Annotated in this window: 21 protein-coding genes; 9 read left to right on the forward strand and 12 right to left on the reverse strand. The window is 30.9% G+C overall.

Annotated elements, in window-relative coordinates; all coding sequences use genetic code 11:
- Window positions 1–143 precede the first annotated feature (143 nt).
- The 7 genes from ES045_RS13310 to ES045_RS13340 all read left to right on the forward strand — a co-directional run bounded on the left by ES045_RS13310 (window position 144) and on the right by ES045_RS13340 (window position 9,872).
- Window positions 144–2,522, forward strand: a complete 2,379-nt coding sequence (locus ES045_RS13310) for a TonB-dependent receptor (RefSeq protein WP_147116785.1) — start codon at window positions 144–146, stop codon at window positions 2,520–2,522.
- A gap of 34 nt (window positions 2,523–2,556) precedes the next feature.
- A complete protein-coding gene (locus ES045_RS13315) occupies window positions 2,557–3,387 on the forward strand; it encodes a DUF4249 family protein (protein ID WP_147116786.1) in 831 nt (276 codons plus the stop codon).
- Window positions 3,388–3,440: 53 nt separating this feature from the next.
- The gene (murQ, locus tag ES045_RS13320; protein WP_147116787.1) at window positions 3,441–4,259 is read left to right on the forward strand and encodes an N-acetylmuramic acid 6-phosphate etherase; all 819 of its coding nucleotides are present in this window, start codon (window positions 3,441–3,443) and stop codon (window positions 4,257–4,259) included.
- Window positions 4,249–4,491, forward strand: a complete 243-nt coding sequence (locus ES045_RS13325; protein ID WP_147116788.1) for a DUF6095 family protein — start codon at window positions 4,249–4,251, stop codon at window positions 4,489–4,491. The genes murQ and ES045_RS13325 overlap by 11 nt, the downstream gene beginning before the upstream one ends.
- A gap of 4 nt (window positions 4,492–4,495) precedes the next feature.
- A complete protein-coding gene (locus ES045_RS13330; protein ID WP_147116789.1) occupies window positions 4,496–5,488 on the forward strand; it encodes a DUF6695 family protein in 993 nt (330 codons plus the stop codon).
- A 158-nt stretch (window positions 5,489–5,646) separates the two neighbouring features.
- The gene (locus ES045_RS13335) at window positions 5,647–8,556 is read left to right on the forward strand and encodes a PEP/pyruvate-binding domain-containing protein (protein ID WP_147116790.1); all 2,910 of its coding nucleotides are present in this window, start codon (window positions 5,647–5,649) and stop codon (window positions 8,554–8,556) included.
- 2 nt (window positions 8,557–8,558) lie between these two features.
- Window positions 8,559–9,872, forward strand: a complete 1,314-nt coding sequence (locus tag ES045_RS13340; protein WP_147116791.1) for a serine hydrolase — start codon at window positions 8,559–8,561, stop codon at window positions 9,870–9,872.
- Here the strand turns inward: ES045_RS13340 and ES045_RS13345 are convergent.
- Window positions 9,869–12,697, reverse strand: a complete 2,829-nt coding sequence (locus tag ES045_RS13345) for an NTP/NDP exchange transporter (protein ID WP_147116792.1) — start codon at window positions 12,695–12,697, stop codon at window positions 9,869–9,871. The two genes, ES045_RS13340 and ES045_RS13345, sit on opposite strands and share 4 nt — an antisense overlap.
- A gap of 21 nt (window positions 12,698–12,718) precedes the next feature.
- Window positions 12,719–13,630: a serine hydrolase gene (locus tag ES045_RS13350; RefSeq protein ID WP_147116793.1), complete on the reverse strand. Its 912-nt coding sequence runs from the start codon at window positions 13,628–13,630 to the stop codon at window positions 12,719–12,721.
- Window positions 13,631–13,930: 300 nt separating this feature from the next.
- On the opposite strand from ES045_RS13350, the gene ES045_RS13355 reads away from it, so the two are divergent.
- Complete coding sequence (locus tag ES045_RS13355; RefSeq protein ID WP_147116794.1) at window positions 13,931–14,842, forward strand: hypothetical protein; 912 nt, start codon at window positions 13,931–13,933, stop codon at window positions 14,840–14,842.
- Between the two features lie 795 nt (window positions 14,843–15,637).
- Here ES045_RS13355 and ES045_RS13360 read toward each other — a convergent pair.
- The 7 genes from ES045_RS13360 to ES045_RS13385 all read right to left on the reverse strand — a co-directional run bounded on the left by ES045_RS13360 (window position 15,638) and on the right by ES045_RS13385 (window position 21,958).
- Complete coding sequence (locus ES045_RS13360; RefSeq protein ID WP_147116795.1) at window positions 15,638–15,868, reverse strand: hypothetical protein; 231 nt, start codon at window positions 15,866–15,868, stop codon at window positions 15,638–15,640.
- A gap of 271 nt (window positions 15,869–16,139) precedes the next feature.
- Window positions 16,140–16,310, reverse strand: a complete 171-nt coding sequence (locus ES045_RS16450) for a hypothetical protein (protein WP_189663108.1) — start codon at window positions 16,308–16,310, stop codon at window positions 16,140–16,142.
- Between the two features lie 300 nt (window positions 16,311–16,610).
- The gene (locus ES045_RS13365; protein ID WP_147116796.1) at window positions 16,611–17,039 is read right to left on the reverse strand and encodes a hypothetical protein; all 429 of its coding nucleotides are present in this window, start codon (window positions 17,037–17,039) and stop codon (window positions 16,611–16,613) included.
- Window positions 17,040–17,312: 273 nt separating this feature from the next.
- Window positions 17,313–19,004, reverse strand: a complete 1,692-nt coding sequence (gene ettA / locus ES045_RS13370; protein ID WP_147116797.1) for an energy-dependent translational throttle protein EttA — start codon at window positions 19,002–19,004, stop codon at window positions 17,313–17,315.
- 55 nt (window positions 19,005–19,059) lie between these two features.
- Window positions 19,060–19,236, reverse strand: a complete 177-nt coding sequence (locus tag ES045_RS13375) for a CAL67264 family membrane protein (protein WP_223267264.1) — start codon at window positions 19,234–19,236, stop codon at window positions 19,060–19,062.
- A 114-nt stretch (window positions 19,237–19,350) separates the two neighbouring features.
- Window positions 19,351–19,899: a hypothetical protein gene (locus tag ES045_RS13380; RefSeq protein WP_147116798.1), complete on the reverse strand. Its 549-nt coding sequence runs from the start codon at window positions 19,897–19,899 to the stop codon at window positions 19,351–19,353.
- A gap of 34 nt (window positions 19,900–19,933) precedes the next feature.
- A complete protein-coding gene (locus ES045_RS13385; protein WP_147116799.1) occupies window positions 19,934–21,958 on the reverse strand; it encodes an NADPH-dependent 2,4-dienoyl-CoA reductase in 2,025 nt (674 codons plus the stop codon).
- Between the two features lie 243 nt (window positions 21,959–22,201).
- On the opposite strand from ES045_RS13385, the gene ES045_RS13390 reads away from it, so the two are divergent.
- On the forward strand, window positions 22,202–23,584 hold the full coding sequence (locus tag ES045_RS13390; protein WP_147116800.1) for an NAD-dependent succinate-semialdehyde dehydrogenase: 1,383 nt from the start codon (window positions 22,202–22,204) through the stop codon (window positions 23,582–23,584).
- A 65-nt stretch (window positions 23,585–23,649) separates the two neighbouring features.
- Here the strand turns inward: ES045_RS13390 and ES045_RS13395 are convergent, their stop codons facing one another.
- From ES045_RS13395 to ES045_RS13405, 3 genes are all read right to left on the reverse strand, one after another.
- A complete protein-coding gene (locus ES045_RS13395; protein ID WP_147116801.1) occupies window positions 23,650–24,360 on the reverse strand; it encodes a pirin family protein in 711 nt (236 codons plus the stop codon).
- A gap of 109 nt (window positions 24,361–24,469) precedes the next feature.
- Window positions 24,470–25,339 (reverse strand): pirin family protein, encoded by an 870-nt coding sequence (locus tag ES045_RS13400; protein ID WP_147116802.1) that lies wholly within the window; start codon window positions 25,337–25,339, stop codon window positions 24,470–24,472.
- 119 nt (window positions 25,340–25,458) lie between these two features.
- A complete protein-coding gene (locus tag ES045_RS13405) occupies window positions 25,459–25,896 on the reverse strand; it encodes a MarR family winged helix-turn-helix transcriptional regulator (RefSeq protein WP_147116803.1) in 438 nt (145 codons plus the stop codon).
- Window positions 25,897–26,063 lie beyond the last annotated feature (167 nt).

The raw sequence follows: 26,063 nt of genomic DNA on the forward strand, positions 1-26,063 counted from the left end.
TTACAAGATGTATAAATTAAACAAAAGCCGATATATAGATATCGGCTTTTGCTATTTATAAAAGTTTGTAATTTGTATTTTTATATCATTTTAGAATTGTATTTTTGTTGCAATTATTTAGATAATAATTAAACAAAATAAAAATGTTACACCTTAAAAAAATATTTTTCTTGTTTTTTCTGATGAGTTTATCAATACTTAGTCAAGAAAAAGTAACACTTAGCGGAACTGTTTATGACAATTCTAATAACGAAACCTTAATAGGGGTTTCTATTTATTTGTCTGAATTAAATGCGGGTACAACCACTAACGAATACGGTTTTTACTCGATTACTATTCCTAAAGGAAACTATAAATTGCAAATTAGTTATTTAGGATATACTACAATTATAGAAAATTTAGAACTGCTAGAAAAAACATCAAAAAATTTTAATTTAAGAGAAGAGTCCGAGAGTTTAAATGAAATTATAATAGAAAGTAATATTGAAAAACTGAATTTGAAAACGCCACAAATGAGCGTTAACAGTTTAACTTCTTCTACCATAAAACAGATTCCTGTTGTTTTAGGTGAAGCAGACATTATCAAATCACTCATACTTCTGCCAGGAGTTACAAGTGCTGGTGAAGGCGCTTCTGGTTTTAATGTTAGAGGTGGCGCAGCAGATCAAAACTTAATATTATTAGACGAAGCAATTGTTTTTAATTCATCTCATTTATTCGGTTTTTTCTCTGTTTTTAATCCTGATGTTATTAAGAATGTAAAACTATATAAAGGAGGTATTCCTGCGAAGTACGGCGGAAGATTGTCTTCTGTGTTAGACATTTATCAGAAAGAAGGAAACAGCAAAGACTTTAATATTACAGGAGGTATTGGTTTGGTTTCTTCTAGATTACTCATTGAAGGCCCGCTAGAAAAAGAAAAAAGCTCTTTTTTAATTGGTGGCAGATCTTCTTACGCTCATTTATTTTTACCGTTGTTTGATAATGATAACAAAGCCTATTTTTACGATTTAAATACTAAAGTTAACTATCGTTTTAATGACAACAACAATGTGTTTTTGTCTACCTATTTCGGAAAAGATGTTTTCGGAATCAGCGATAATTTTGTAAACACGTATGGAAATACGGTTGTTAATTTACGTTGGAACCATCTTTTTACAGACAAATTATTCTCTAACCTGTCTTTAATTTATTCTGATTATTTCTACGGATTAACGCTAGACTTTGTTGGTTTCGAATGGGATTCTGGCATTACAAACTTCAATCTTAAATACGACTTTAATCATTATGTAAGTGAAAAGGTAAAACTAAGTTACGGTATTAACAACATTTACATCAAATTTAACCCTGGTAAAATTATACCCAACAGAGAAGATTCTGGTATTATAGCAGAAAAACTAATTGATAAGTATGCCAATGAATTTGCAGCTTACATAGATGCAGAACACAAGATTAGTGATGCTTTTAGATTGCAATATGGTGTTCGTTTTAGCAATTTTACACGCTTAGGGCAAGATGAATTAAATACATATGAGAACGATAAAGCAGTACTTTATAATACCGAATTTAAAAAGTACGAATCTGCAGCAGCTACAGGTACAGAAAATTTTAAAAGAAGCGATGTAATTGCAAGCTTTCATAATTTTGAACCAAGAGTTTCTATGTCTTATACTTTAGATGACAACACGTCTATAAAAGCGAGTTATAACAGAATGGTTCAGTATTTACACTTACTTTCTAACACCGCCTCTCCTACTCCATTAGATGTTTGGACGCCAAGTGGAAAATATGTAAAACCACAATTATTAGATCAATATGCAGTTGGTTATTTTAAGTCGTTTAAAGACGGAAAATATACCTTAGAAACAGAAGCTTTTTACAAAGACATTCAAAATAGAATCGATTATATAAATGGGGCAAATCTAATTGCAAATAATGAAATTGAAACCATAATTTTAAACGGAAAAGCAAGGGCTTATGGTTTAGAAGTATTGTTTAAAAAGAATGAAGGTAATTTTAAAGGATGGATTTCTTATACACTTTCGCGTTCCGAACAACTAACAGCAGGTAGAAATACTAATGAACCTGGTATTAATAGTGGTGGATGGTACAGCACACCTTATGACAAAACACATGATTTTTCTATCAATGCAAGTTATCAATTGAGTGAAAAGTGGCAATTTAATTCAAATTTTGTTTTTCAAACTGGGCAACCAACAAATTATCCTGTTGGGCAATATGAGGTGCAGGGTTTAAATGTACCAATTTATGATGATAATCGAAGAAATGCAGATCGATTACCAACCTATCATCGGTTAGATATTTCGGCTACTTTAACACCCGAAAAAAATAAAAATAGAAAGTGGCAAGGAGAATGGGTTTTTGGTATTTATAATTTATATGGAAGGCAAAATGCAGCTTCTTTAGCATTCAGGCAAAATGAAGATACTTTTAGAAATGAAGCTGTACAAACCTCAATTTTTGGTGTTGTACCTTCTGTAACTTATAATTTTAAATTCTAAACACGCTAAGTAGTTTTTAAATAATAATACTCGTATGAAAAACATAAAAATAATTCCGTTTTTAGTATTGCTAATTTTTGCCAATTGCGAGAAAGTAGTAGATGTAGAGTTGCCTACAATTGAACCAAAATTAATTATAGATGCAAGTTTTGAAGTTTTGTTTGATGAAACTCCCGTGACGGCAAATACAGTTGTTAAATTAAAATTATCTGCAGATTATTTTGAAGAAACAATTCCTACGGTAACTGATGCAGTCGTTTATATAACAAACCTGTCCGATAATGTTGTTATTCCTTTTTTAGATATAAATAGTAACGGCGTTTATACGCCAATGACTACTTTTATCCCTGTAGATAACACAATCTATGAACTAACTGTGATTTATAAAAACGAAGTCTATAAAGGAAAAGCTACAAAAGTAAAATCTACTATAATTAACAACATACAACAAGGCAATGAAACCTTGTTTTCAGAAGATCAAATAGAGCTAAAAATAGTATTTACAGACACTATCACAACAGAAGATTATTACCTTTTTAATATAGACAGCTATAATTATATTACTATTGAAGACAGGTATTTTAACGGATCTGAATATCTTTTTTCTTATTATTATGAAGATGAAAATATTGAATTCCCCAAAGACATAAAGATCAAACTATCTGGTATTACAAAAGATTATTACACCTATTTTAGAGTTTTGTTAAGTCAAAGTGGTGTAAATGGTGGTGGGCCATTTCAATCGGTTCCTTCTTCTTTGCTAGGAAATATCATAAACACCACAAACGAAACTAATTTTCCTCTAGGTTATTTTCATATTTCAGAAACAGACAGTTATAATATAACTTTGGTAGAAAAAAACTAAAACTTCGGTTTAAATGAGCATTCAAACATACAAAAAAACAGTATTTTTGGACGATGACTTTTATAAAAACTACGGAACAAGATTCTAAGTACAACCATCTAGAAAAGATGACGGCTAATGAAGTGTTAATCAACATAAATAATGAAGATAAAAGAGTGCCTTTAGCTGTTGAAAAATCTTTACCACAAATAGAAATATTAACGAACGAAATCGTTAAAAAACTAAAAAGTGGCGGTAGGTTATTTTACATTGGCGCAGGAACTTCCGGTAGATTAGGTGTTTTAGATGCCTCTGAATGTCCGCCCACCTTTGGCGTTTCTCATGAACTTGTAGTTGGTATTATTGCCGGTGGGGATATTGCCATTAGAAAAGCGGTAGAAAATGCAGAAGATTCTAAAACACAAGGCTGGTTAGATTTACAAGCACATAAAATTTCTAATAAAGATATTGTTATAGGTATCGCTGCCTCTGGCACCACGCCTTATGTTATTTCTGCGCTAGAAAAATGTAATGAGAACACTATTATTACAGGTTCTATTTCCTGTAATAAAAACAGTCCGTTATCGAGTGCAGCTCAATTTCCTATTGAAGTTGTTGTGGGGTCTGAATTTGTTACAGGAAGTTCTAGAATGAAAGCAGGAACCGCACAAAAATTAGTACTAAATATGATTTCTACTGCAACCATGATTCGGTTAGGAAAAATAAAAGGCAATAAAATGATTGATATGCAACTGTCTAATAGCAAATTAGTAGAAAGAGGACAAATAATGTTAGCAAATGAATTAAGTATCGACCAAAGTGAAGCAGCCGTCTTAATAGAAAAATACGGAAATGTTAGAAATTCTATAAAACACTATAACAATGGGCACTAATGTAAATTTATTAGCAAAAGGTTTAAAGTATTTAGGTATTTTAGTTTTTCTATTTATTGCATCACCTATTTCACTTACCATGGGTTTTAAGGCTTTAAAAAAGTTTGAAAATACTCCCAAAGAAATGCTCTCTTATGTGATAATAGCTGCTGCAGGAATTTTAATCATTTTTACTGTTTTCTTCGCATTTAAAACGTTTCAGATTTTATTAAAAGCCATCTTTAACAATTAGTTGAATGCAAGATTCTGATGGAATTATCATCATACTTTCGTATCCAGATACGATCGTAAGACCAGCTTATTGGGAAGTTTTAAGTAATTTTTGGCCAAAAATTGGTATTGGTGGCCAACACGCTGTTCAAGCAGGACATGCCGCTTTACTGTTGATTCAAAAAGGCAAATCGGAAATAAATTATTTTGATTTTGGGCGGTATATTACAACCTACGGAAATGGTCGTGTGCGCTCTAAAGAGACAGATCCCGAATTAGAAGTTTCTGTTACTGCTAGGTTTAAAAAGAAGGAACTATTAAACCTAAAAGAAATTTTACTATGGATAGAGAATCATCCAGAAAAAACACATGGAGATGGTCGATTGGTTGCGAGCATTCATGAAGAAATCGATTATAATAAAGCCAAAACATTTATTCATCAGTTAATTGATGAAAAAGAGATTCCTTATGGTGCTTTTATTAAAAAAGGTACCAATTGCGCTAGGTTTGTAACCGATGCCATTATTGCTTCTTCTACAAATAAAAAGATTGGAATTCAATTGAAAAAATCTAATTTATTAACGCCAAGTCCTATTGGTAATGTTATAAAAGCAAACACAAACAACACCGTATACAACGTCTTTAAACAGGAAATTACCAATTACACTAACAGATCTATTGTAAGAGAATACAAAGCTTCTTTTTTTAACAGGTTTGAAGGAGAGCCAAATTTAAAGGGAACTGAGCAACCTAATTTAGATGTTTTTAGATTAAAAGATGGAACTTGGTTGGGTGGAATTGGAAGCGGTGCATGGTTTAAAATTGAAGAAAAAATAAATAGCAAAACGTATAAAATATCAAGACACAATTCTGATGGAGAAAAAGATTTTGAAGGTCTATTCTTAATAGATAAACCCCATTTTAACTCTTTAGAAACACATCATTTTACACATCCTACAAATTGTAAAGAGGCTTTTCTTCTTCAAAATAAAGAGAAATTTGCCTTTAAAAAATGTTGATACTTAACTAAAAGTCAACATTTACACTGCTCGCCTTCTCAAAATTATTAGCAACAAAAAAATTTTAACTCATTCCGTTTTTTTCTTACTCTTATTAATTTAGAAAGTTTATTATATACTTTTAATATTATAAATTTGTGTAAGACAAAGAACTTATTATGAAAAAAAGAATACTTTTTACTTTTGCTATCGCATTGTTTTTCAGTTTGAATACTACCTCACAAAAGAAGACTCTACACGAAATAAAAGAGTTAATTACCTCTTACAAGAAGGATATTAGAGGTCCTTATTACAGAATTAAATGGTTCTGTAAAGACGGTAGTATTAGAGATCCAAGAGACCCGTGTCCAGATTCTATCGGTGGCGGAATTCAGCATGCAAGTTTTAAAATATCTGCTTTAGACTTAAGAAAAAGCAATCATTTGTTTTTTGGAGAAATTCTAGCAAGTCTTAAAAATGATAATTTTTTAGATTCAGAGCATAATTATAGCAGAATAAAACAATATCAAATAGGCCAATATTTAGCAAGTGTAGACGATGGTTGGGTGTTAAGAAAAGGGCAGTTTTATAGAGGCGCTATACAATCTGAAGATGAAGAAGCATGGGGAAAAGAGTTTTATGAAAATATTCTAAAAGATGATAGTTTCTTAAATTCTAATTATTATTTGGTTAGACAATCTTTAAAAGACATTCCTCATAATGGCGATTCTAACATTGCACAACTAATGCGAAGTGAATCTAAAATATTGGCAGAAGAAATTCCTGATTTTATGGATATTAGAATCAAAATCCATGGAAATCCACAAAAAACAGATATTTATTTAGTACAGAGTTTCCTAAAGGAAAATGCTTCTAAAATAGAGACCAAAGACAAAAAGAATTTTGATAAACTTTTAGAAACGATGAAGGAATTCTATGCTCCTTTAAATTATAATTCAATTGCTAGAGAACTGACTAAAATTAAAGATAAAAACGAAGTTTTAGCGCATTTAAAAAGTTTTATAAACGAAGACAAGGCAAACCTTTCTGCAAGAGATATTGTTATAAAAATTACAGATAATTTAGATCTACTTAGGTATAATATTACCTTATTTGAAAATAGCAAAGACCGTTTAAATCTACTAGATTTAACAAATCAGCTAGAAAAAAATCTTCTAATAGAAACCCAAAACTGGAACCCAGAAACTTTAGAAGAAACCATTTTAAAAATACAAACACTTACCTGTGCATCATATGCTACTGGTCTTGTTGAGGCTTGGGAATTTGATATTGTGAAATCTGCTTTTTCAGACGTTTTAAAAAATGATGAAATTACTTTAGGAGAACTAAACTCTTTAGTTACTAATGCTAGAAGAATTGTAGAATGGAGCACTTCTCTAGTAAAGGCAAATTATCAAGAAGATGTAAATGAATATGCTAAATTTGAACCACTAGCCTACAGTTTTATAGACGATCGAATTAGAAATTCTATTAGTTTGAATTTAGGAGAAACTGTAAGTAAGCTAAATGGTTTTGCTGCCAGGGTTTCTAAAAGGAATAACAGTGTAATGAGTATTAACAACCAAGGTGCAATTAGAGGTTTAAATCCAGGTTATGCTTTCGGAAAATTAATTGTTGTCGATGGAAACCCAGACGATGTTGGAGTAAATACTAATAATATTTATATTTTTCAAAAACCGCCATCTGACTTAAAACCGGTTGCAGGAATCATGACGGTTTCTGAAGGCAATTTGGTTTCTCATGTACAATTATTAGCAAGAAATTTAGGAATACCGAATGCCGCTTTGTCTAGTGATAATTTAAAGTCTCTGGAAGAATATACAAACAAAAATGTATTTTACGCTGTATCAAGTAAAGGAAATGTCATTTTAAAATTAGAGAATGACATGACAGCTATCGAACGAAAATTGTTCGATAAGAAAGAAAGATCTAAAAATATGATTAAAGTTCCGACTGACAAATTAAAGTTAGGTGTTTCTAAAATCATTAATATGAGAGATGTAAAAGCTACCGATTCTGGTATTTTATGCGGTCCAAAAGCAGCAAACTTAGGTGAATTAAAAAATATGTTTCCTAACAAGGTTGTAGAGGGAATCATCATTCCTTTCGGAATTTTTAAAACCCATATGAACCAACAAATGCCTAGTAAAGATAAAACTTATTGGGAATTTTTAAATTCCACTTTTGCAAAATCAGAAGCACTAAAAAAGAATGGGAGCTCAGAGGAAGCCATAGAAAAATTCTTAATTTCTTCTTTAAAAGAGTTACACACAGCTATTTTAAGTATCAATTTAGAGAACAGCTTTATAGAGGATTTAAAAAATAATTTTAAAACTGTTTTCGGGGATAAGATTGGAAATGTTCCGGTATTTTTAAGAAGTGACACCAATATGGAAGATCTGAAAGAATTTACAGGAGCTGGGTTAAACCTAACACTTTTTAATATTCTAAAAGAAGAGAAAATAATTCAAGGAATAAAACAAGTTTGGGCTTCTGCTTATACCGAGAGAAGTTTTAAATGGCGTCAGAAATATTTATTGAATCCAGAAAATGTATATCCTTCAATTTTAATTATACCAAGTGTAGATGTAGATTATTCTGGGGTTATGATTACAAAAGGAATTAACGAAGGTTCTGAAAAAGATTTAACAGTGGCTTTTAGTAGAGGAGCTGGTGGTGCTGTAGATGGACAATCTGCAGAGACCAGATTAATTACCTCAGAAAGCAGTTATTTGTTAAGTCCTGCAAGACAACCAGATTACATTCGTTTACCGAATACAGGAAGCACAAAAAAATATTACACCACATTTAATATACCTATTTTAAATGTAGGTAATGTAAATGACATTAGAGAACTTGCAACTGAAATTAGAACTAAAATTGGCAAAAAATCTTCCGAAGAAAATCATGCTTATGATGTTGAATTTGGGTTTAAAGATGACAAACTTTGGTTGTTTCAGATAAGACCTTTTGTAGAGAATAAACAAGCTAAAAGTTCTGATTATCTAAATTCTATTGCCCCGAAAATAAAAATTAATACAAAAATAAAATTAACGGAAAAAATATAAATATGAAAGCTAAATACATAGTACTAGCCGTTTTAATAGTTACATCATTGGGTTTCATAAAATATCCTATCGATGGTTATGAAGCTACCGGAATTGCAAGATTGTACCAATTAAGAAAGTTTCAATTAGATAGTGTAAAGTATACTAGAATTCCTGCGGGAGCCTATAAAAAACTGACAGATATTAAGCTAAGCCTTGCGAATAGAAAGGATGATAGTATTCAAGATTTATTAATTTCTGACAGAGATTTTGAAAGAAAATTAAAAAGAATAATACCTTCTGGTTCGTATTCTATCTCTGTGATGGACATGAGTAATCCTGATAATCTAAAATACGCAGCTCATAGAGAAAATGTAGGTTATCAACCCGGAAGTGTTGGTAAAATTGCTGTTTTATTAGCCGTTTTTGATCAATTGCAAAGACTATGTCCAGATTCTTGGGAGGATAGAGTTGGTTATTTAAAAAACATCAAAGTTACTTCTAGATATTGGGGAACCGGAGATCATCATACAATACCTGTTTACGATATTGAAGAAGATAGGTTAACAAAAAGAAAAGTAGTAGCAAGCGACAAGTTTTCTTTATACGAATGGTTAGATCACATGGTTTCTGTAAGTAATAATGGCGCCGCTAGTATTATGTATAGAGAGGCAATGTTAATGGCTGCTTTCGGACAAGATTACTTCTTTTTAGATGCAGAAAAGGCAGAAAACTATTTTAAAGAAACATCTAGAGACTCTCTTACAAACTTAGCAAATACAGTGGTTAACGAGCCTCTAAGAAAATTAGGAATTGAAGAAAACGAATGGAAGTTAGGCGGAATGTTTACAAGACCCGCAGGAAAGTATGTTGGTAGAAAAGGCGGAAGTATTGGCACACCAAAAGGTTTAATGAAATTTTTAGTTCAATTAGAACAAGGTAATGTTATAGACACAGAGTCTAGCTTAGAGATGAAAAGATTGCTTTATCTAACAGACAGAAGAATTAGATATGCAAAATCACCAAGATTAGATAGTGCTGCTGTTTATTTTAAATCTGGTAGTTATTATAAATGTGATCGCGCAAAAAACCCTGATTGTGGTAGTTATGCCGGTAATGTTTTTAATTACATGAATTCTGTCATTATCGTAGAGCACCCCAATGGTTTAAAATACATCGTTTGCTTAATGTCTAACGTATTAAATAAAAACTCTGCAGGTGCACACATGTATTTAGCTAGTAAAATTGATGATATTATTGATGAAGCAAATGTCTCTAAAAAACCTATTATTAAAGAAGAAGAATATAAGAGCGATAAAGACGAAAGCGATAATTAATGATTATTATTCTTAGAAATTGATAAGTGATATGCTTTTGTAGCAAGCTCTTTTACCTTGCTATTCTTAAACTTATTTAACGGTAATAATACCGATGTTAATCTCTTGTTATTAGACGCTTCAACATATCTAATAACAAGAATTCTCAATTTAAAACTACCTAAAGTTACAATTCTATTGAGAAATTTTTTCTCTTTTATGATCTTCAAATTTATTATTGAAGATTTATAATGACTATCATCAACCACATAATATTCTATAATTGGCAATACCATTGTTTTTATTTTGTGCTGTAAAATATTATCTAAAAACTCTAATGAATTTATTTTAGCTTCCTTAATTTTACTCTGTATACCAACATACGTCATTTTAATATCTTCTTCATTATAAATTAAACTTAAGAGATTAAAAATGCATTTTATATTAGCGTCTAGTAAAATTTCTAATTCTGAAACAAGATTTTTTCTGGACAGGTAAACTTCATTATTACTTTCTCTTACCTCATCTAACACATCCTTTTGAATTAAATGCTCTATAGAAGCTATGATTTCTAAGGTATTTTTATAATAATTACTTTCTCTTAAAATCTGATTCTTAATAACTCTAGCACTCACAGATAAATTTGTGTTCTTCTTAAGAATTTTAGTTAAAGAATTAGAAGCAGACAACCTTGTAATGGCATTTTTATTTCTTAAAAGACGTAATAAAATTCTTACAGCTTTTTCATTTTTAAAAGATTCTACAATTTTTGGAATGTACTTTTTGGTAGAAGGCTTTAGCGTTCCGTTATTGTCTAATTTAAGAATATAGTCAATAATTTTTGGTCCATAATTTCTCAAGGCTCTTATCGCCCTTTTTCTATGTTTTTTTTCTGATAATGAATTAAGCAAATCCTTTATAAAAATTTCGTCAGACGTAATACCTGCAGAAATTGTTGCAAATTTGGCTATGTAAGCATTGTCATCTTTAAGATACTTTATAATTATGTGGTAATTCTTTGTCATTCTTGCATACGCAATACTCATTAACAAACCTGCTAAAATTTCTTTTCTTTCAGACAATATACCCTTATTTAAAGCGATCACTTTTTCATCTAATCTATTAACAACAGTATATTTATCACCTAACTTAGCGTTGTTAAAACTTTGTTTCGCTAAAGATAATAAGGCTCCGTTTGCGATGTATTCATTTTCATGATTTAGATATTTATTAAAAAAAGATTCATCTGTAATTGGCGAATGCGCTAAAATATAATCTAGCGCTATAAATACTAAAAGATCATCTTTTTCATAAACTAACTTTTCAACTTTATCTAAAATATCAATCCCTTCAAAAGAGTCTAAATACTCAATAGCTTTTGCGTTAATCTTTTTAGAAGGATGTTCTAAAAGTTTAATTACAGCAGTGTTAAAAGAAGATTCTTTGTAGTCTCTTAATCTTTCTAATGCGTTAAGAATAGATTCTTCATCACCGTTTACAAAAATATTTTTTATATCGGTAATGGTATTTTCATTCTTTTTATTTTTATTAAATTCAGATGATAGCGTTTTTTGAATATTCTCTTTAAAAGATGAAAAATAAGCCTCTCTTAAACGATAAATAAATAAGATCCAAACAAAAGTAAATAGTAAAATAATAACAGTAATGTACGTGGTATCTAAGTCTAATTTTTTTATCAAAAAGAGCAATAAAAACCCAGCAAAACCTGTTGCCAAACTATCTATAACAACATCAATATAAGATTTTGCTTGATTTTTAACCTGAATAGGAATTGGCATAATAGACAATTCTATTGCTGCCTTATTTACAGACTGTTTAGCGCTACCATCAATTGCCTTAATAATTATTAAAACCCAAAGTTCAGGGAAAGTTAAAAATAGTAAACAACCAAACGCAATTGTTAGCGGAAGTATCAATAAAGTAGAAGAAACGCCTAATCTGGTTAGAATTTTATTCGTTAAAAATAATTGGATTACTAGTGCAACAACATTAAACGTTGAAAACCAAAAACCAAAAAAAGCTGCTAAATCATCTGAATCTGGCATCGCTTTTTGAGCAAAATCACTAAACTGAAAATCGACTAATTTTGCTACAACAACACCTATACCTGTTATCAAAGCGATATAAGTTAAGTGTTTAGATTTTGAAATTAAACGCAATGAGGAACTTTCTAAGTTCTCTTCATTAGCAATTACTTGTTTTCTTTTAAAAGAATTTAAAAATTTAATTTTTGAATGGTATATTTTTTTTAATAGCGGAATGCAAACTAAAATTAATATAGCAGCAAGAAAAATAGCAAACTCGTTTCCAAAATTAGTAGCGATGATACTGGTTAGATAACCTCCAAAAATTCCTCCTGCAATAGCTCCGGCTCCTATAAAACCGAAATTTCTTTTTGCTTCTCTTGCGTTAAAAACCATGTTTGCAAACAACCAAAACTGCGATGTTGCAACCACGGCAAATAAAGAAATAAAGACATAATAAAAATAGAGAATAAAATTATTAATAAGAGCATACCTAATTACTAAACTTAGTACTATAAAAGTAAAACTAAAAACAATTAAAGAAATCACTGTTACCTTAACAAGAGAAAAGTTTCTAATTGCTTTATTATAAAAGTAAGAGGTTAGAACAGCTACACTAGCAACTAAAAGATACCCAAAAGGTAAGTTATCTGCGCCTAACTTAGAAACAAAAAGGGCATTTACAGTTGGCTTTACAATTAGTAAAACGGTAATAATTATAAAAATATAAAAGAACATTAAAAAAGAGATGCGTATTTCATCATCTCTTAATCCGAATGTTTTAGTTATTAGTTTCTTCACAGTTTACTTTAAATAAAAGAACTATAAAGAACGTGCTTTTTTTAATACCTTTTCTAATGGTCTTACTAAATTTCTTATAATTTGCTCTCCGTAATCATTATCAATCAAAGCAACAATTATATATTTTCTTTCTGGTCCCCAAACTAATGCAGAGTCTGAGTGATAATTTCTCCATGAACCAGATTTTCTATAAACAGTTGCTTTTGGAGCAACTTTGTCTAAAGTATTTACAAATTTATGATGCAATTTAGGATCTTTCATAATCTCTAACATTTCTTTAGAACGTTCTGGACTTACTAAATTCCCCAAAGCTAATTGGTAATAAAAGCTACATACTTGTCTTGTTGTAGCTGCATGACTTAAACCTTTTAACGGGTCTGGACTCCTTTTACCTTGCGCTGCATATCTCTTACCAACCCAAAGACCACCGCCAACCTCTTCATCATATAGCATATTTTTAGGAGCTCTTAAAACCTCTTCAATTTTTTGATACCCAAGCCTATCAATCATTCTTGTAGATGCTTGGTTATTCGACTTACTAATCATTAATCGTAAATCTGTTTTAATTTCATCTGTGTACTCCATTTCTCCTTTATCGATAGCATCCATCGCCGCCAAAAGAATGGCTATTTTTGGCAAACTTGCAGCATACATCATAAAATTATCATTCATACCTGCATACTTAAAATTTGTAGGATCGCTTAAATCTACAATACCAATAGACATTTGCTTTCCTGCAACCAAACGCTTCCATTTTTTATTCGAATTTATTTCTTTTATCAATATTCTTTTTAATGCTGGGTTTTCAATCACTGCAATTTGGTCTATTTCATCTACATGACTTATCGGCAAGCTACCTTGTCCGTAAATTATTGAAGAAAATATCAATAGGACTGCCGTTAATAAATGTTTCTTAATTTTTTTTGAATACATCTTTATTTATTTTTATTAATAACGCCATATATAGTACAATATTTATACCAGTTTGTATAAAAATATTGTTAATCTTATCTAAAATAAAATTACTCATTATATCTCATTAAAAGAAATAAACTTTGAAACTCAAAGCTGTTTCGAAAAAACTAAAAAACAACAAATTAAGTAGCTAACTATCAATTCATCCTCGCTCTTATACACCACTTTCTATGTTTTTGGCACGTTCTTTGGAAATACTAAATCAAATGCGAAAGCCGAAAAGCAATTAGAGTAGGCAAAACCCTAAAACCATATATTATGAAAAAAGGTGTACTTATATTACTAGGAATGTTCTTGATGGTTTCTACTGTTGAAGCCAAAAACGGCAATTATTTATCGGAAAACATTAGAGGGAATTACGCTTATGAAAACTCTGTAAACTTTATAGAAAGAGGCGTTGAATTTTTTATTTTCACAAACGGAGATTTTGATTTTAACTCAAATTATAATGACACTTATTATGACCATAACGGTATACGTGCTAGAAAAAGTGGTATAACCATAGAAAGAGATTACAAGGGTAGAATAAGACGTGTAGGTTCTGTATTTATTAATTATGATTTTAGAGGAAATGTTTCTAGAGTTGGTACTATTTTTATGAGGTACTATAGAAATAGACTTACAGATGTTGGTAACTTAAGTGTCAAATATAATAGATACGGAGAACCTATTTTCTATGGAAATGTAAAGGATAATTACTATTACGATAACGGAATTAGAATAAACCTAAACATAGGAACTATCTGGAATTATAATGATGCTTATTTTTATAAAAGTGATTTTAGAAGAAGCTATACCAAGTTTAGAGAAGATAATAGATACTATTATTACAAGTCTAATAAAAAATACAAATCAGGTAAAAGAGGAAAAATTTTAAAAAGGAGAAAACCAGCAAACACGAATAGAAATAATAGAACGTATAAAAAGCATGATAATATTTCTTATAGAAAATCTGATAGCAAAAGAAAATCTGATGCTAAAATAAATAGAAGTTCGGAAACTAGAAGAAGAACTGCTAGTATAGATACGCAAAGAAGACCCGTGCGCACGAAAAAACCGGTTACAAGAAGAGCTAAATCTTCTAAAGATAGAAAAGAGAATACCAAAAAAAGTAGCACCAGAAGCAAATTTAATAAGATACAAAAAAAATCAACTCGAAAAAGAAGTTAAAACGGGTGTTTATACTTACAACTAAAGTGATGGTTTAATGTACTTTTGTATTACGATATTTGAATTTATTTTTTATTAAATTAGAATCTAATTGCAATAGAAAAAGTAGAAGTTAAACGCCCCATTTTAAAAAATGTGGCGTTTTTTATTTTAAGATTCTAGAACAAGCAGAGTTGCTAATCGATAATGTTCTTCTTCTTTTACTTATATAGATTCTTTTTTAGACTAAGCTACTACTGTTTTTAAATTAATAGATGGATTTAAATAACTCCGAAATCTTTAGCAATACCTACTAAATGTGACAGATTATTAGCATTAAAATATTCTTTCAAAAAAACTTTAATCTTTTTTCAATTGCACCTGTACTCGAAGGAGAAATTTCCTTTTCTTTTAGTTTTATACTAATACCTTATTGCAATAAACCTTTAGACAAGTATTAAATTAAAAAATATCATAGGTTGTAAAATGAGAATAGCTAGTTATTCAACCGTAATTATCGTTTTCCTTTATCCTTATTGATTCTCTTAAGTGCGACCCTTTTAAAGCATTTTCTTTTGAATTATTTAACTATTTAACCTGCGCTGTATTATGGATAATTCTTGCCTTTGTTTTTAGAATGTTTATTGAATATTTTAGTAAGTTTTCTAAAGTTAAAATGGATTCTGGCTACTCTTTAAGCTCTTCATAAACATTCGCAATGTTACTTATGTAAATGCTTTTTAATGTTTTTCTTTTTGAAATAGCAATCGCTTTATTAAAATAAGTAATTGCATCATCGTATAAAAATTGTTTTTTTTAATTGATTGCTAAACAATTATAAACAGAAGCTGTTGTTCTATCTCTTTTTCCGTTTATATATTTTAATGTTTCTACTACTATTGAATCACTTATAGAATAACTTCCAAAATTAGATTCTATAATAGCTATATTTAGTAAAACCCTACCCGTTTGAATACTATCTTCTAATTGTATATATATTTTTTTTGATTGATTGTTATAGTAAGAAGCACTATCTCTAAAACTCAACAAACCACTATAAGTTGCTGTTTTATAACACGATAGCGCTTCTCGTTCTAAGTTTTTATTTTGCTTTGCTTCTAAAAGTAATTTTTTAAAATAAAATAATGCTTTACTATTTTGTTTTTTTTACTGCAATGAATAACCTTTTTATAAATGCTATCAAAAGTTTTTTCTTGAAAATAAAATAAATTATTGTTTAGAAAAAAATAAAACATAAGAGGAATAAAGGTTTCAATTTTGCTTCTCTAAAATACTACAATTCTTGATTTAAAAAAGTTTAAATTCCTCCATTCTTTTTTTCTGTTTGATCATTGTCGTCTTCATCCGGGTCTCGTCCATCTTCACCCTCTGTTGCTAAAGTTTCTATTTTTACAGGTTCATTCTTTAAACTTTCTTCTAATTCTGTACAAGAGGAAAAAATGCTGTTTACAAGTAATCTTTCGAACATTAAAAAAATTTAAACAACACAAGCTACAGGAGAAACTCAATTTTCTAGAGGTGGAAACCCATTAATTTGGTATGGAAAATTAGCAACTGGTAAAATAGATTTTTTTATGAACAGAGGAATTCATCCGGCAACGTTAAAAAAGCTACACCCAATTACAGCATACATGATTAAAAAATACGTTTACACCGAAAACACATCAAATTAAAGATGTAAGACTAACATAAAAATACCCCCAAATAGTGTCTAACTTTTTAGGGGCAATGTAAAATGGTTTTTTTATTGTGTTGAAAATCTAAAGTTTTATTCTCCTGATGTCTCAAATAATTGTAAAGAACTTGTGTTTTTAATTAGAACCTCTTCAGAGAAATCTCCATGTATTAATAAGTTGTTTTCATGACGTTGCACTAATTCTTTCATTTTTTTCCTATTTAAAAGAAGTATTGTTGCTTTTCCTGAATGATCTTTCTTCTCTAGAATATTTTCACCGTTAAACTCAACAATCCAATTACTTTCATGAATATTTTCTGTATAATCGAATTCAATCTTTGGCATTTTATAAAAGTTAATATCTTGAATATACCCTAAAACTACATTAACTCTTAAATTTCCTCCTTCTACTTTATATGCTTCTTTTAAACCAGCTTCTTTTAATGTAAATTTACTAAAACCTGGCTTATCCATTGTGATTTTTAATTGTCCTTCTGTTAAACTTACTTTTAAATTTTTCATCAAATATTATTTTTAAATGTTAATATATCTCTATTTTAAAACAAAAGTATGCAATGAATGTTTTTCTTTTTATGATATAAATCATACTACAAAAATATTAACTTAAAGAATATCTAATCTTTTTTCATAAGTAATAGATTTTGGGTATTTAGAGTTGGATTATGGTTTATCTTGGGCGAAATAGATCTACCTATAAAAGGTGCAGAACTATTCTAAACAAAAAAAGCAGCTAATAAAATTAGCTGCTTTTTGGTGAAATATTATTTCGAAATATTATCTAATTAACTTTCTATATTTAATTCGTTTTGGCATTAAATCTCCACCTAAACGACTCTTTTTATTTTCTTCATATTCAGAAAAACCGCCTTCAAAGAAATACACTTCACTATTCCCTTCAAAAGCTAAAATGTGTGTACAAACTCTATCTAAAAACCATCTATCGTGACTAATTACCACTGCACAACCTGCAAAGTTTTCTAAACCTTCTTCTAAAGCTCTTAGCGTATTTACATCCAAGTCATTTGTTGGCTCATCTAATAGTAAAACGTTTCCTTCTTCTTTCAAAGTCATTGCTAAATGCAACCTGTTGCGCTCTCCACCAGAAAGTGTATTTACTTTCTTATTTTGCTCACTTCCAGAGAAATTAAAACGACTTAAATACGCTCGAGAATTCACTTGCTTACCTCCCATCATTACTAAGTCTTGTCCATCAGAAAAGTTTTCCCAAATTGTTTTTTCTGGGTCAATGTCTGAATGTGCTTGATCTACATAAGCAATTTTAGCTGTTTCACCAACCTTAAAGCTTCCTGCGTCAGGCTTTTCTTCACCCATAATCATTTTAAAGATAGTGGTTTTACCAGCTCCATTGGGTCCAATAATCCCTACAATTCCTGCTTGCGGTAAATTAAATTCTAAATTATCATATAATAATTTATCTCCATAGGCTTTAGAAACACCCGTTGCTTCAATAACATTTGTTCCTAAACGTGGTCCATTCGGAATATAAATCTCCAGTTTTTCATCAACCTGTTTTTGATCTTGACTCATCAATTTGTCATAGTTCTTCAAACGCGCTTTTTGCTTTGTTTGACGCCCTTTTGCTCCTTGACGCACCCAATCTAATTCTCTTTCTAATGTTTTCTGACGTTTCGAAGCTGTTTTGCTTTCTTGTGCCATTCTACTAGATTTTTGATCTAACCAAGAAGAGTAGTTTCCTTTCCAAGGAATGCCTTCACCTCTGTCTAATTCAAGAATCCAACCAGCAACATTATCTAAGAAATATCTATCATGCGTTACTGCAATTACGGTTCCTTTGTATTGCGCTAAATGATGCTCTAACCAGTGCACAGATTCTGCATCTAAGTGATTCGTAGGCTCATCTAACAATAAAATTTCTGGTTCTTGTAATAACAATCTACAAAGTGCAACTCTACGTTTCTCTCCTCCAGAAAGTACGCCAATTTTCTTATCAGAATCTGGCGTTCTTAAAGCATCCATTGCTATTTCTAATTTGGTATCTAATTCCCAAGCATTTGCTGCATCAATTTTGTCTTGCAACTCCGCTTGTTGTGCCATTAGTTTTTCCATCTTATCAGCATCAGAATACACTTCTTCCAAGCCAAACATGTCGTTAATTTTATTGTACTCATCTAAAATTGCAACCGTTTCTGCAACACCTTCTTTTACAATTTCTAAAACTGTTTTTTCTGGATCTAATTGTGGCTCTTGCTCTAAATAACCAACTTTGTAACCTGGTGAAAAATTAACATCACCTTGATAATTCTTTTCTACACCTGCAATAATTTTTAATAAAGTTGATTTCCCTGAACCGTTTAAACCTAGAATTCCAATTTTTGCTCCATAGAAGAAGCTTAAATAAATATCTTTTAAAACTTGTTTCCCTGTTGATTGATAAGTTTTAGACAACTTATTCATCGAAAAGATTACTTTCTTATCGTCGCTCATTATATATTTTATTTAAAATTTAATTTGAAAATTACTACTAAAAACTGTAGACTTTTTAGACTCTTCCTTTTAATGCATTAAAAACCCATGCAATTGCAAAGAAACCAACACCAACGGCTGCAAAACCCCATCCTGCAACTTCATTGTATCTAAAAGCTCCTAATGCAATTAAACCTAAGCCTACAAGTATCATTATAAGTGTTGCCCAAGCAAGCACAGTATTTTTATTCATTCCCATAATTAGTAATTAGTTTAACGGCAAATATCGGCATTTTATTTTGTTTCTGAAAAAAGGATAAAAGTATAATTTTATAAGATCTATAAAACTAAAGAAAGTAGAGATGTATTAATACCTTCTACCTCCCATACCTTGTCTATTTCTTCTACCACTCATATTTTGTTGCGGTGCATTGTTATTTCTAGGTAACTCTGGAACTAGCTTCCTTTTTTGAGCTTTTTGATATTTTAACCACTTTTTAAATTGTTTCTTAGATAAAAAACTTTTTAAATTGTCATTTAAAACCTTCTCATGAACCTCGATACTATCTCTAATTGGTAAAATGATTGTTTCTACTTTTTTTCTAACTTTCTCTGCAAGATCTCTATTGGTATACAACTGTTTGCCTAATGAATTAATGGTAAGCTCTAACTCTTGAAGTTTTGGTGTGTTTAAAAAAGAGATTTTTTTTATTTTATCATTATAAAGCCTAAGCGTATTATAGGTTTTACTTTTTGTAGTCGCTTTTTTTACTTTTATCTCCTCTGGTACTTCAGTAAAGTTGTAATAAAAAATATTTGCTTGATTTTTAGCATTATACTTCGGAAACTCGGGTGCTTCTTGCCCAGAAGCAAAGTAACTTGTAAATAATACGCATAGAATTAATACTTTTTTCATCTTTTAAATTTGAAAAACAAAAGTATAAAAAGATTTACAATTTAGCAGCCAATCTACTTCCCTGATTTATGGCTCTTTTTGCATCCAATTCACTTGCAAAATCTGCACCTCCGATAATATGTACATTTCTACCCGCATCTAATAAAGGTTGATACAATTCTTTAAAGGGTGTTTGACCTGCACAAATAACAATGTTATCTACTTTTAAAATTTTAGTTTCTTCATGCTGAACATAATGCAAGCCTTCATCATCTATCTTTGTATAAGAAACTTCCCCAATAAACTGGACTTTCTTTTTCTTTAATGTTGATCTATGAATCCAACCTGTCGTTTTCCCTAAATTTCCACCAAACTTCCCTTTGCTTCTCTTAAACATAAAGACCTCTCTTGGAGATAGATGAAATTCTGGTTTCACATCTTCTGTTCCTGCCCTTGCTTCTAGCGTTTTATCAATTCCCCATTCTTTTAACCAAGCATCTATATTTAATGCAGTAGATTCACCTTCATGCGTTAAATATTCTGAAACATCAAAACCAATTCCTCCTGCGCCAATTACTGCAACACGTTTCCCTACTGGTTTTTTAAATTTTAAAACATCTATATAACTCAATACTTTTGGGTTATCAATTCCTTCAATTTTTAAGACTCTTGGTTTAATTCCTGTTGCAATGATAATTTCATCAAAATCAGATTTCAATAAATCTTCCGAAGAAACTCTTGTATTCAATTTTACGGTTACATTATGTATTTCAATTTGTTTGTTAAAATAACGCAACGTTTCATAAAACTCTTCTTTCCCCGGAATTTGTTTTGCCATATTAAATTGCCCTCCAACTTCTTTATCAGCATCGAATAAGGTAACCATATGACCTCTTTGTGCTGCAATTGTAGCAGCTGCTAAACCTGCAGGTCCAGAACCAATTACGGCAATTTTCTTTTTATTTTCTGTTTCATTGTAAACCAATTCTGTTTCATGACAAGCTCTAGGGTTTACCAAACAACTTGCTACTTTTTGTTGAAAAACATGATCTAAACATGCTTGATTACAACCAATACACGTATTTATTTCATCTGCTTTTTCTTGCGCTGCTTTATTTACCCATTCTGGATCTGCCAAAAAAGGACGTGCCATAGAAACTATATCTGCATCTCCTTCTGACAATATTTTTTCAGCCGTTTCTGGCATATTTATTCTGTTAGAAGTTATCAAAGGAATAGACAATTCTTCTTTCATTTTTTTAGTAACCCACGTAAATGCTGCTCTAGGAACGGAGGTAGAAATTGTAGGAATTCTTGCTTCATGCCAACCAATACCCGTATTTATAATGGTTGCTCCGGCTTTTTCAATTTCTTTTCCTAACTGAACAACTTCTTCCCAAGAACTTCCATTTTCTACCAAGTCTAACATAGAAAGTCTGTAAATTATAATAAATTCTTTGCCAACAGCTTCTCGAGTTTGTTGCACCAATTCAATTGGAAGACGTATTCTATTTTCATAATCTCCCCCCCAAGCATCTGTTCTTTTGTTAGTTTTTTTTACAATAAATTGATTGATTAAATAGCCTTCTGACCCCATAATTTCGACACCATCATATCCTGCAATTTTTGCTAATTTTGCAGAATTAACAAAATCTCTAATGGTTCTTTTAATGCCAGATTCTGCTAACTTAAATGGTTTAAAAGGTGTTATTGGCGATTTAATTTTAGAGGGTGCCACATTAAAAGGATGATATCCATAGCGTCCAGCGTGTAAGATTTGCATACAAATTTTACCTCCTTCTTTATGCACTGCTGCTGTTATCTGTTGATGCTGTTTTGCATGCTTCTTCGTAGACATTCTTGCAGCAAAAGGAGCTGTCCAGCCTTGTATATTTGGTGCAATTCCCCCTGTTACTATTAACCCTACACCTCCTTTTGCCCTTTCTGCATAATACGCTGCTATTCTTTCTAATCCGTTTTTTTCCTCCTCTAAACCTGTATGCATAGAACCCATAAGAATTCTATTTTTTAAAGTTGTGAATCCTAAATCTAATGGTTCAAAAATGTGCTTGTATTTCATAATGTTGGAATTAAATTTACTATGCATGCATAATACTTTGCAAGATATGTTTATTTATTGAACTTAAAAAGTAAAAGAGCTAAATACAAAAGCGAATGAACTAACAGGTAATTTATTTTCTTTTTAGATTTGTTTGAAGCTGAATAATTTATAAAAGTGAATGCTAAATAGCAAGCAAAAAAACACTACAAAAACTCATTTTCACTCAATCAAAAATACATAATAATTTAAACAAAACTCATCATGAGCACAGAGCATATAATTACAACTAACCCAGCAACAGAACAAAAAATAAACAAGTTTACTTATTTATCTGATAAGGAATTAGAAAAAAACATAGACAATTGTCAGGAAGCTTTTCTAGACTGGAAGCTAACTTCTTTTAAAGAACGTGCCAAAATTTTGGTCTCAATTGGAGAAAAATTAGAAGAAAATAAAGCCGAATTGGCAGAATTGATGACTCAAGAAATGGGAAAACTTCTAAGTCAAAGCGAGCAAGAAGTAGACTTATGTATCGGAATTTGCAACTATACAGCTAAAAATGGTGCGAAAAATTTGCAGAATGAAGAACGCACTTTAAGCAATGGAAACAAAGGGATTGTTGCTTATTCTCCTATTGGTATTGTATACGGAATTCAGCCATGGAATTATCCTTCTTATCAAGTGATGCGATATGCAATTGTAAACTTAATGGCTGGAAACGGAGTTTTACTAAAACATGCTTCAAACGTAACCGGAACAGGGCAATTGTTAGAAAAAATATTTGTGGCTGCTGGTTTACCAAAAGGTTTATTTAAAGCATTAATTATTTCTCATGACCAATCGGATACCATCATCAAAAATAAAAACGTTAGAGGTGTAACGTTAACAGGAAGCTCGGATGCTGGAAGAAATATTGGAAAAAAAGCAACTGCAGAACTTAAAAAAGTAGTTTTAGAGCTAGGTAGTAATGATGCGTACATTGTGTTGGAAGATGCAGATATAGAAAATGCAATTAAAGAATGCGTAAAAGGTAGAATCTATAATAATGGTGAAACTTGTATTGCTGCAAAAAGATTTGTGGTTGTAGATAAAGTGTATGATGCTTTTAAAGAAGGTTTTGTAAAAGCGATGGAAGCAGTAAAAGTCGGTGATCCATTGAAAGATGCTTCTGATATAGGACCAATTGCAAGAAAAGATTTAAGAGAAACGTTGCATGAACAAGTGATAGAAAGTGTGAAAAATGGTGCTGAAATTTTATGTGGTGGAAAAATGCCAGATGGAAAGGGATATTATTATCCTGTGACCGTTTTAGCGAATGTAAAACCCGGGCAACCTGCATATGATGATGAATTATTCGGACCGGTTGCATCTCTTATAAAAGCAAAAGATGAGAAAGGTGCGATGAGAATTGCCAATGATAGTAAATTTGGTTTAGGTGGCGGAATTTTTTCTAAGGATATTGAAAAAGCTAAAAAATTAGCTCAAGATCATTTCGATACGGGAATGGTATTTATAAATACCTTTGGAATTGCAGATCCTACAATGCCTTTTGGTGGTGTAAAAGATTCTGGTTTTGGAAGAGAACATGGTGGTTTCGGAATCAAAGAATTTGTAAATATAAAATCTATTGTTATTGGTTCTTAAAAGATCCCATTTTTTATAAAATAAGACCCTATTCCTTTATTTTGGAATAGGGTTTTTATTTGCTTTTAAAAGTTCATTGGAACATCAATAACCAATAGTTTACTTGCTTTATTTGCTTTGACAGTAACTTTTTTCACTTCTGAAATTCCTATAGCATCTCTACTTTCTAGTAGCTCATTTTCTATAGAAACTTCGCCATCGATTAAGAAAAAATAGGCGCCGTTTTTCAATTCATATTCGGTTTCTAAACCTTCATCTAAATCGATCATCGATAAATACCCTTGCTGATTGATTGGCAAAGAACCTGCTATTTGTTTGTCTTTTGGTGACACTAAAACTTGAAATTTATTTTTCCTTTCTACCTCATCAAACATTTTTTGATTGTAATAAGGTGTTACATTTTCTATTTCTGGAAGAATCCAAAGTTGTAAAAAATTAACAGCGTCTGTTTTACTGTCGTTAAATTCTGAATGCGTTACACCTGTTCCTGCACTCATTACCTGTACTTCTCCTACTTCTATTGAGCGTTTATTATCCATATTGTCTTTGTGAGATAATGCCCCGGAAATTGGAATGGAAATGATTTCCATATTTTTATGAGGATGTGTACCAAACCCCATTTTGGGCTGCACCACATCATCGTTTAAAACACGTAACATTCCAAAATTCATTCTTTCTGAATTCTGGTAATTTGCAAAACTAAAGGTATGATGAGATGTTAACCATCCATGATTTGCTGTTCCTCTTGTTGCTGATTTGTGAATTATTTTTTTCATTTTGATTTTTCTTTTGCGTTAGCGATTGAGGCATTTGTTGAAGCTCATTTTCTTTTTCAGAAAATAGCGACTGCCGAAAGCGCGACCCTTTTCGGGGAACGCCCAAATATTAATATAAATGCCCCATTTTTCCTTGGTTATAATCGCGCATTGCTTCTAAAATTTCTGTTTGCGTATTCATCACATAAGGGCCGTATTGGGTCACTTTTTCTTTGATGGGTTCTCCTGATAAAATTAATAATGTGCTTGCTTCTTTAGCTTCAAACTGAATGGTATTTCCGTCTTGATTGAATGTAACCATTTGATTTTCTCCTTTCTTTAATACTTCTAAATCGTTTACTAAAACCTCTCCATCTAATAAATAAATTAAGGATTGATGATTTTCTGGAATGTTAATATCTAGCCTTCCTGCTGCTGCTGCATTGGCTGTAAATACATTTACTTCTGTTTGCGTTTTTATCAAGCCAGATTCATTTTGTTGCGTTCCGGCAATAATATTTAATTGTACCTCTTTATCTTTGGAAAATAACTTAGGAATTTGGTTTTCTTCTAAATGTTGATAATTGGGCGTCAACATTTTATCTTTTGCAGGAAGATTTAACCACAACTGAATTCCTTCTAAATCACCACCTTTTTTCACAAACGCTTTCGTTGGCGCTTCTGCGTGAATAATTCCTCGACCAGCGGTTGTCCATTGCACTCCTCCAGCTTTTACAATCATTTCGTTACCTAGTGAATCTCGGTGCAATTGCTCACCTTTAAAAAGCAACGTTATTGGCTCGAAGCCTCTGTGCGGATGTGGTCCTAAATCAAACGGATTGTTAAATTCTGAAATGGCATAAGGTCCATAATGATGTAATAACAAAAACGGATCTACATTCTCGATTCCTTCTGTTGGTAATGGTTGACGCAATTTTATTGCGCCCATATTAACTAACGGACTTGTAACTTTATGTTGAATTGATTTCAGTTTTTTCATGATTTGTCTTTTAATTTGTGCTCGATACTATTTCACCAAAAAGGCGAAATCACTCAAACTGACATATTGTTTTTACATTACTTTTTATTTTCCAAGGAAAATATTTAAACAAATTTTTTCTACCTAATTTTATCTAAAAGATCACTTAAAAGAACAGCCTCTTTTTCTGTAATATTTTCTAAAAAAGAGAGCTTGTTATGCTCATCTATGTTGGTTAATAATTCTAAACCTGTCTTGGTTATTTTAACATATACTACTCTTCTATCTTGTTCACATCGTTCTCTTTCAATAAAACTTTTATCACATAATTTATCCATTAAACGGGTAGCATTTGGAGCTCTTTCTATCATTCTATCTTTAACAATCTGCACCTTCATTCTGTCTTTTGCACCGCGTAATATTCTTAAAATATTGTATTGCTGTGGCGAAATTCCGTACGGTTTAAAAAACTCATTTTCCCTACTACTTAACCAATTTGCAGTGTATTTAATATTGATAAGTGCCTTCAGCTTATCACTAACAAACTTAGATTGTATGTCTTTAGAAATATCTCCCATTTTCAGTATTCAGTATTCAGTATTCAGTATTCAGTATTCAGTATTCAGTATTCAGTATTCAGTATTCAGTATTCAGTATTCAGTATTCAGTATTCAGTATTCAGTATTCAGTATTCAGTATTCAGTATTCGAAAATTAAAAAATGCGCATAGAAAAAGAACATTTAC

Origin of the sequence: Polaribacter sp. IC073, from assembly GCF_007997075.1 — a bacterium.
Taxonomy (GTDB): Bacteria; Bacteroidota; Bacteroidia; order Flavobacteriales; family Flavobacteriaceae; genus Polaribacter.

Excerpts from the sequence above, each read along its gene's own strand:
- ES045_RS13350 (WP_147116793.1), bottom strand. The coding sequence starts at position 13,630 with ATGTATTCAAAAAAAATTAAGAAACATTTATTAACGGCAGTCCTATTG.
- ES045_RS13355 (WP_147116794.1), top strand. The coding sequence starts at position 13,931 with ATGAAAAAAGGTGTACTTATATTACTAGGAATGTTCTTGATGGTTTCT.
- ES045_RS13405 (WP_147116803.1), bottom strand. The coding sequence starts at position 25,896 with ATGGGAGATATTTCTAAAGACATACAATCTAAGTTTGTTAGTGATAAG.
- ES045_RS13335 (WP_147116790.1), top strand. The coding sequence starts at position 5,647 with ATGAAAAAAAGAATACTTTTTACTTTTGCTATCGCATTGTTTTTCAGT.
- ettA (WP_147116797.1), bottom strand. The coding sequence starts at position 19,004 with ATGAGCGACGATAAGAAAGTAATCTTTTCGATGAATAAGTTGTCTAAA.
- ES045_RS13390 (WP_147116800.1), top strand. The coding sequence starts at position 22,202 with ATGAGCACAGAGCATATAATTACAACTAACCCAGCAACAGAACAAAAA.
- ES045_RS13310 (WP_147116785.1), top strand. The coding sequence starts at position 144 with ATGTTACACCTTAAAAAAATATTTTTCTTGTTTTTTCTGATGAGTTTA.
- ES045_RS13315 (WP_147116786.1), top strand. The coding sequence starts at position 2,557 with ATGAAAAACATAAAAATAATTCCGTTTTTAGTATTGCTAATTTTTGCC.
- ES045_RS16450 (WP_189663108.1), bottom strand. The coding sequence starts at position 16,310 with ATGTTCGAAAGATTACTTGTAAACAGCATTTTTTCCTCTTGTACAGAA.
- ES045_RS13385 (WP_147116799.1), bottom strand. The coding sequence starts at position 21,958 with ATGAAATACAAGCACATTTTTGAACCATTAGATTTAGGATTCACAACT.
- ES045_RS13325 (WP_147116788.1), top strand. The coding sequence starts at position 4,249 with ATGGGCACTAATGTAAATTTATTAGCAAAAGGTTTAAAGTATTTAGGT.
- ES045_RS13365 (WP_147116796.1), bottom strand. The coding sequence starts at position 17,039 with ATGAAAAATTTAAAAGTAAGTTTAACAGAAGGACAATTAAAAATCACA.
- murQ (WP_147116787.1), top strand. The coding sequence starts at position 3,441 with ATGACTTTTATAAAAACTACGGAACAAGATTCTAAGTACAACCATCTA.
- ES045_RS13380 (WP_147116798.1), bottom strand. The coding sequence starts at position 19,899 with ATGAAAAAAGTATTAATTCTATGCGTATTATTTACAAGTTACTTTGCT.
- ES045_RS13395 (WP_147116801.1), bottom strand. The coding sequence starts at position 24,360 with ATGAAAAAAATAATTCACAAATCAGCAACAAGAGGAACAGCAAATCAT.
- ES045_RS13375 (WP_223267264.1), bottom strand. The coding sequence starts at position 19,236 with ATGAATAAAAATACTGTGCTTGCTTGGGCAACACTTATAATGATACTT.
- ES045_RS13340 (WP_147116791.1), top strand. The coding sequence starts at position 8,559 with ATGAAAGCTAAATACATAGTACTAGCCGTTTTAATAGTTACATCATTG.
- ES045_RS13400 (WP_147116802.1), bottom strand. The coding sequence starts at position 25,339 with ATGAAAAAACTGAAATCAATTCAACATAAAGTTACAAGTCCGTTAGTT.
- ES045_RS13330 (WP_147116789.1), top strand. The coding sequence starts at position 4,496 with ATGCAAGATTCTGATGGAATTATCATCATACTTTCGTATCCAGATACG.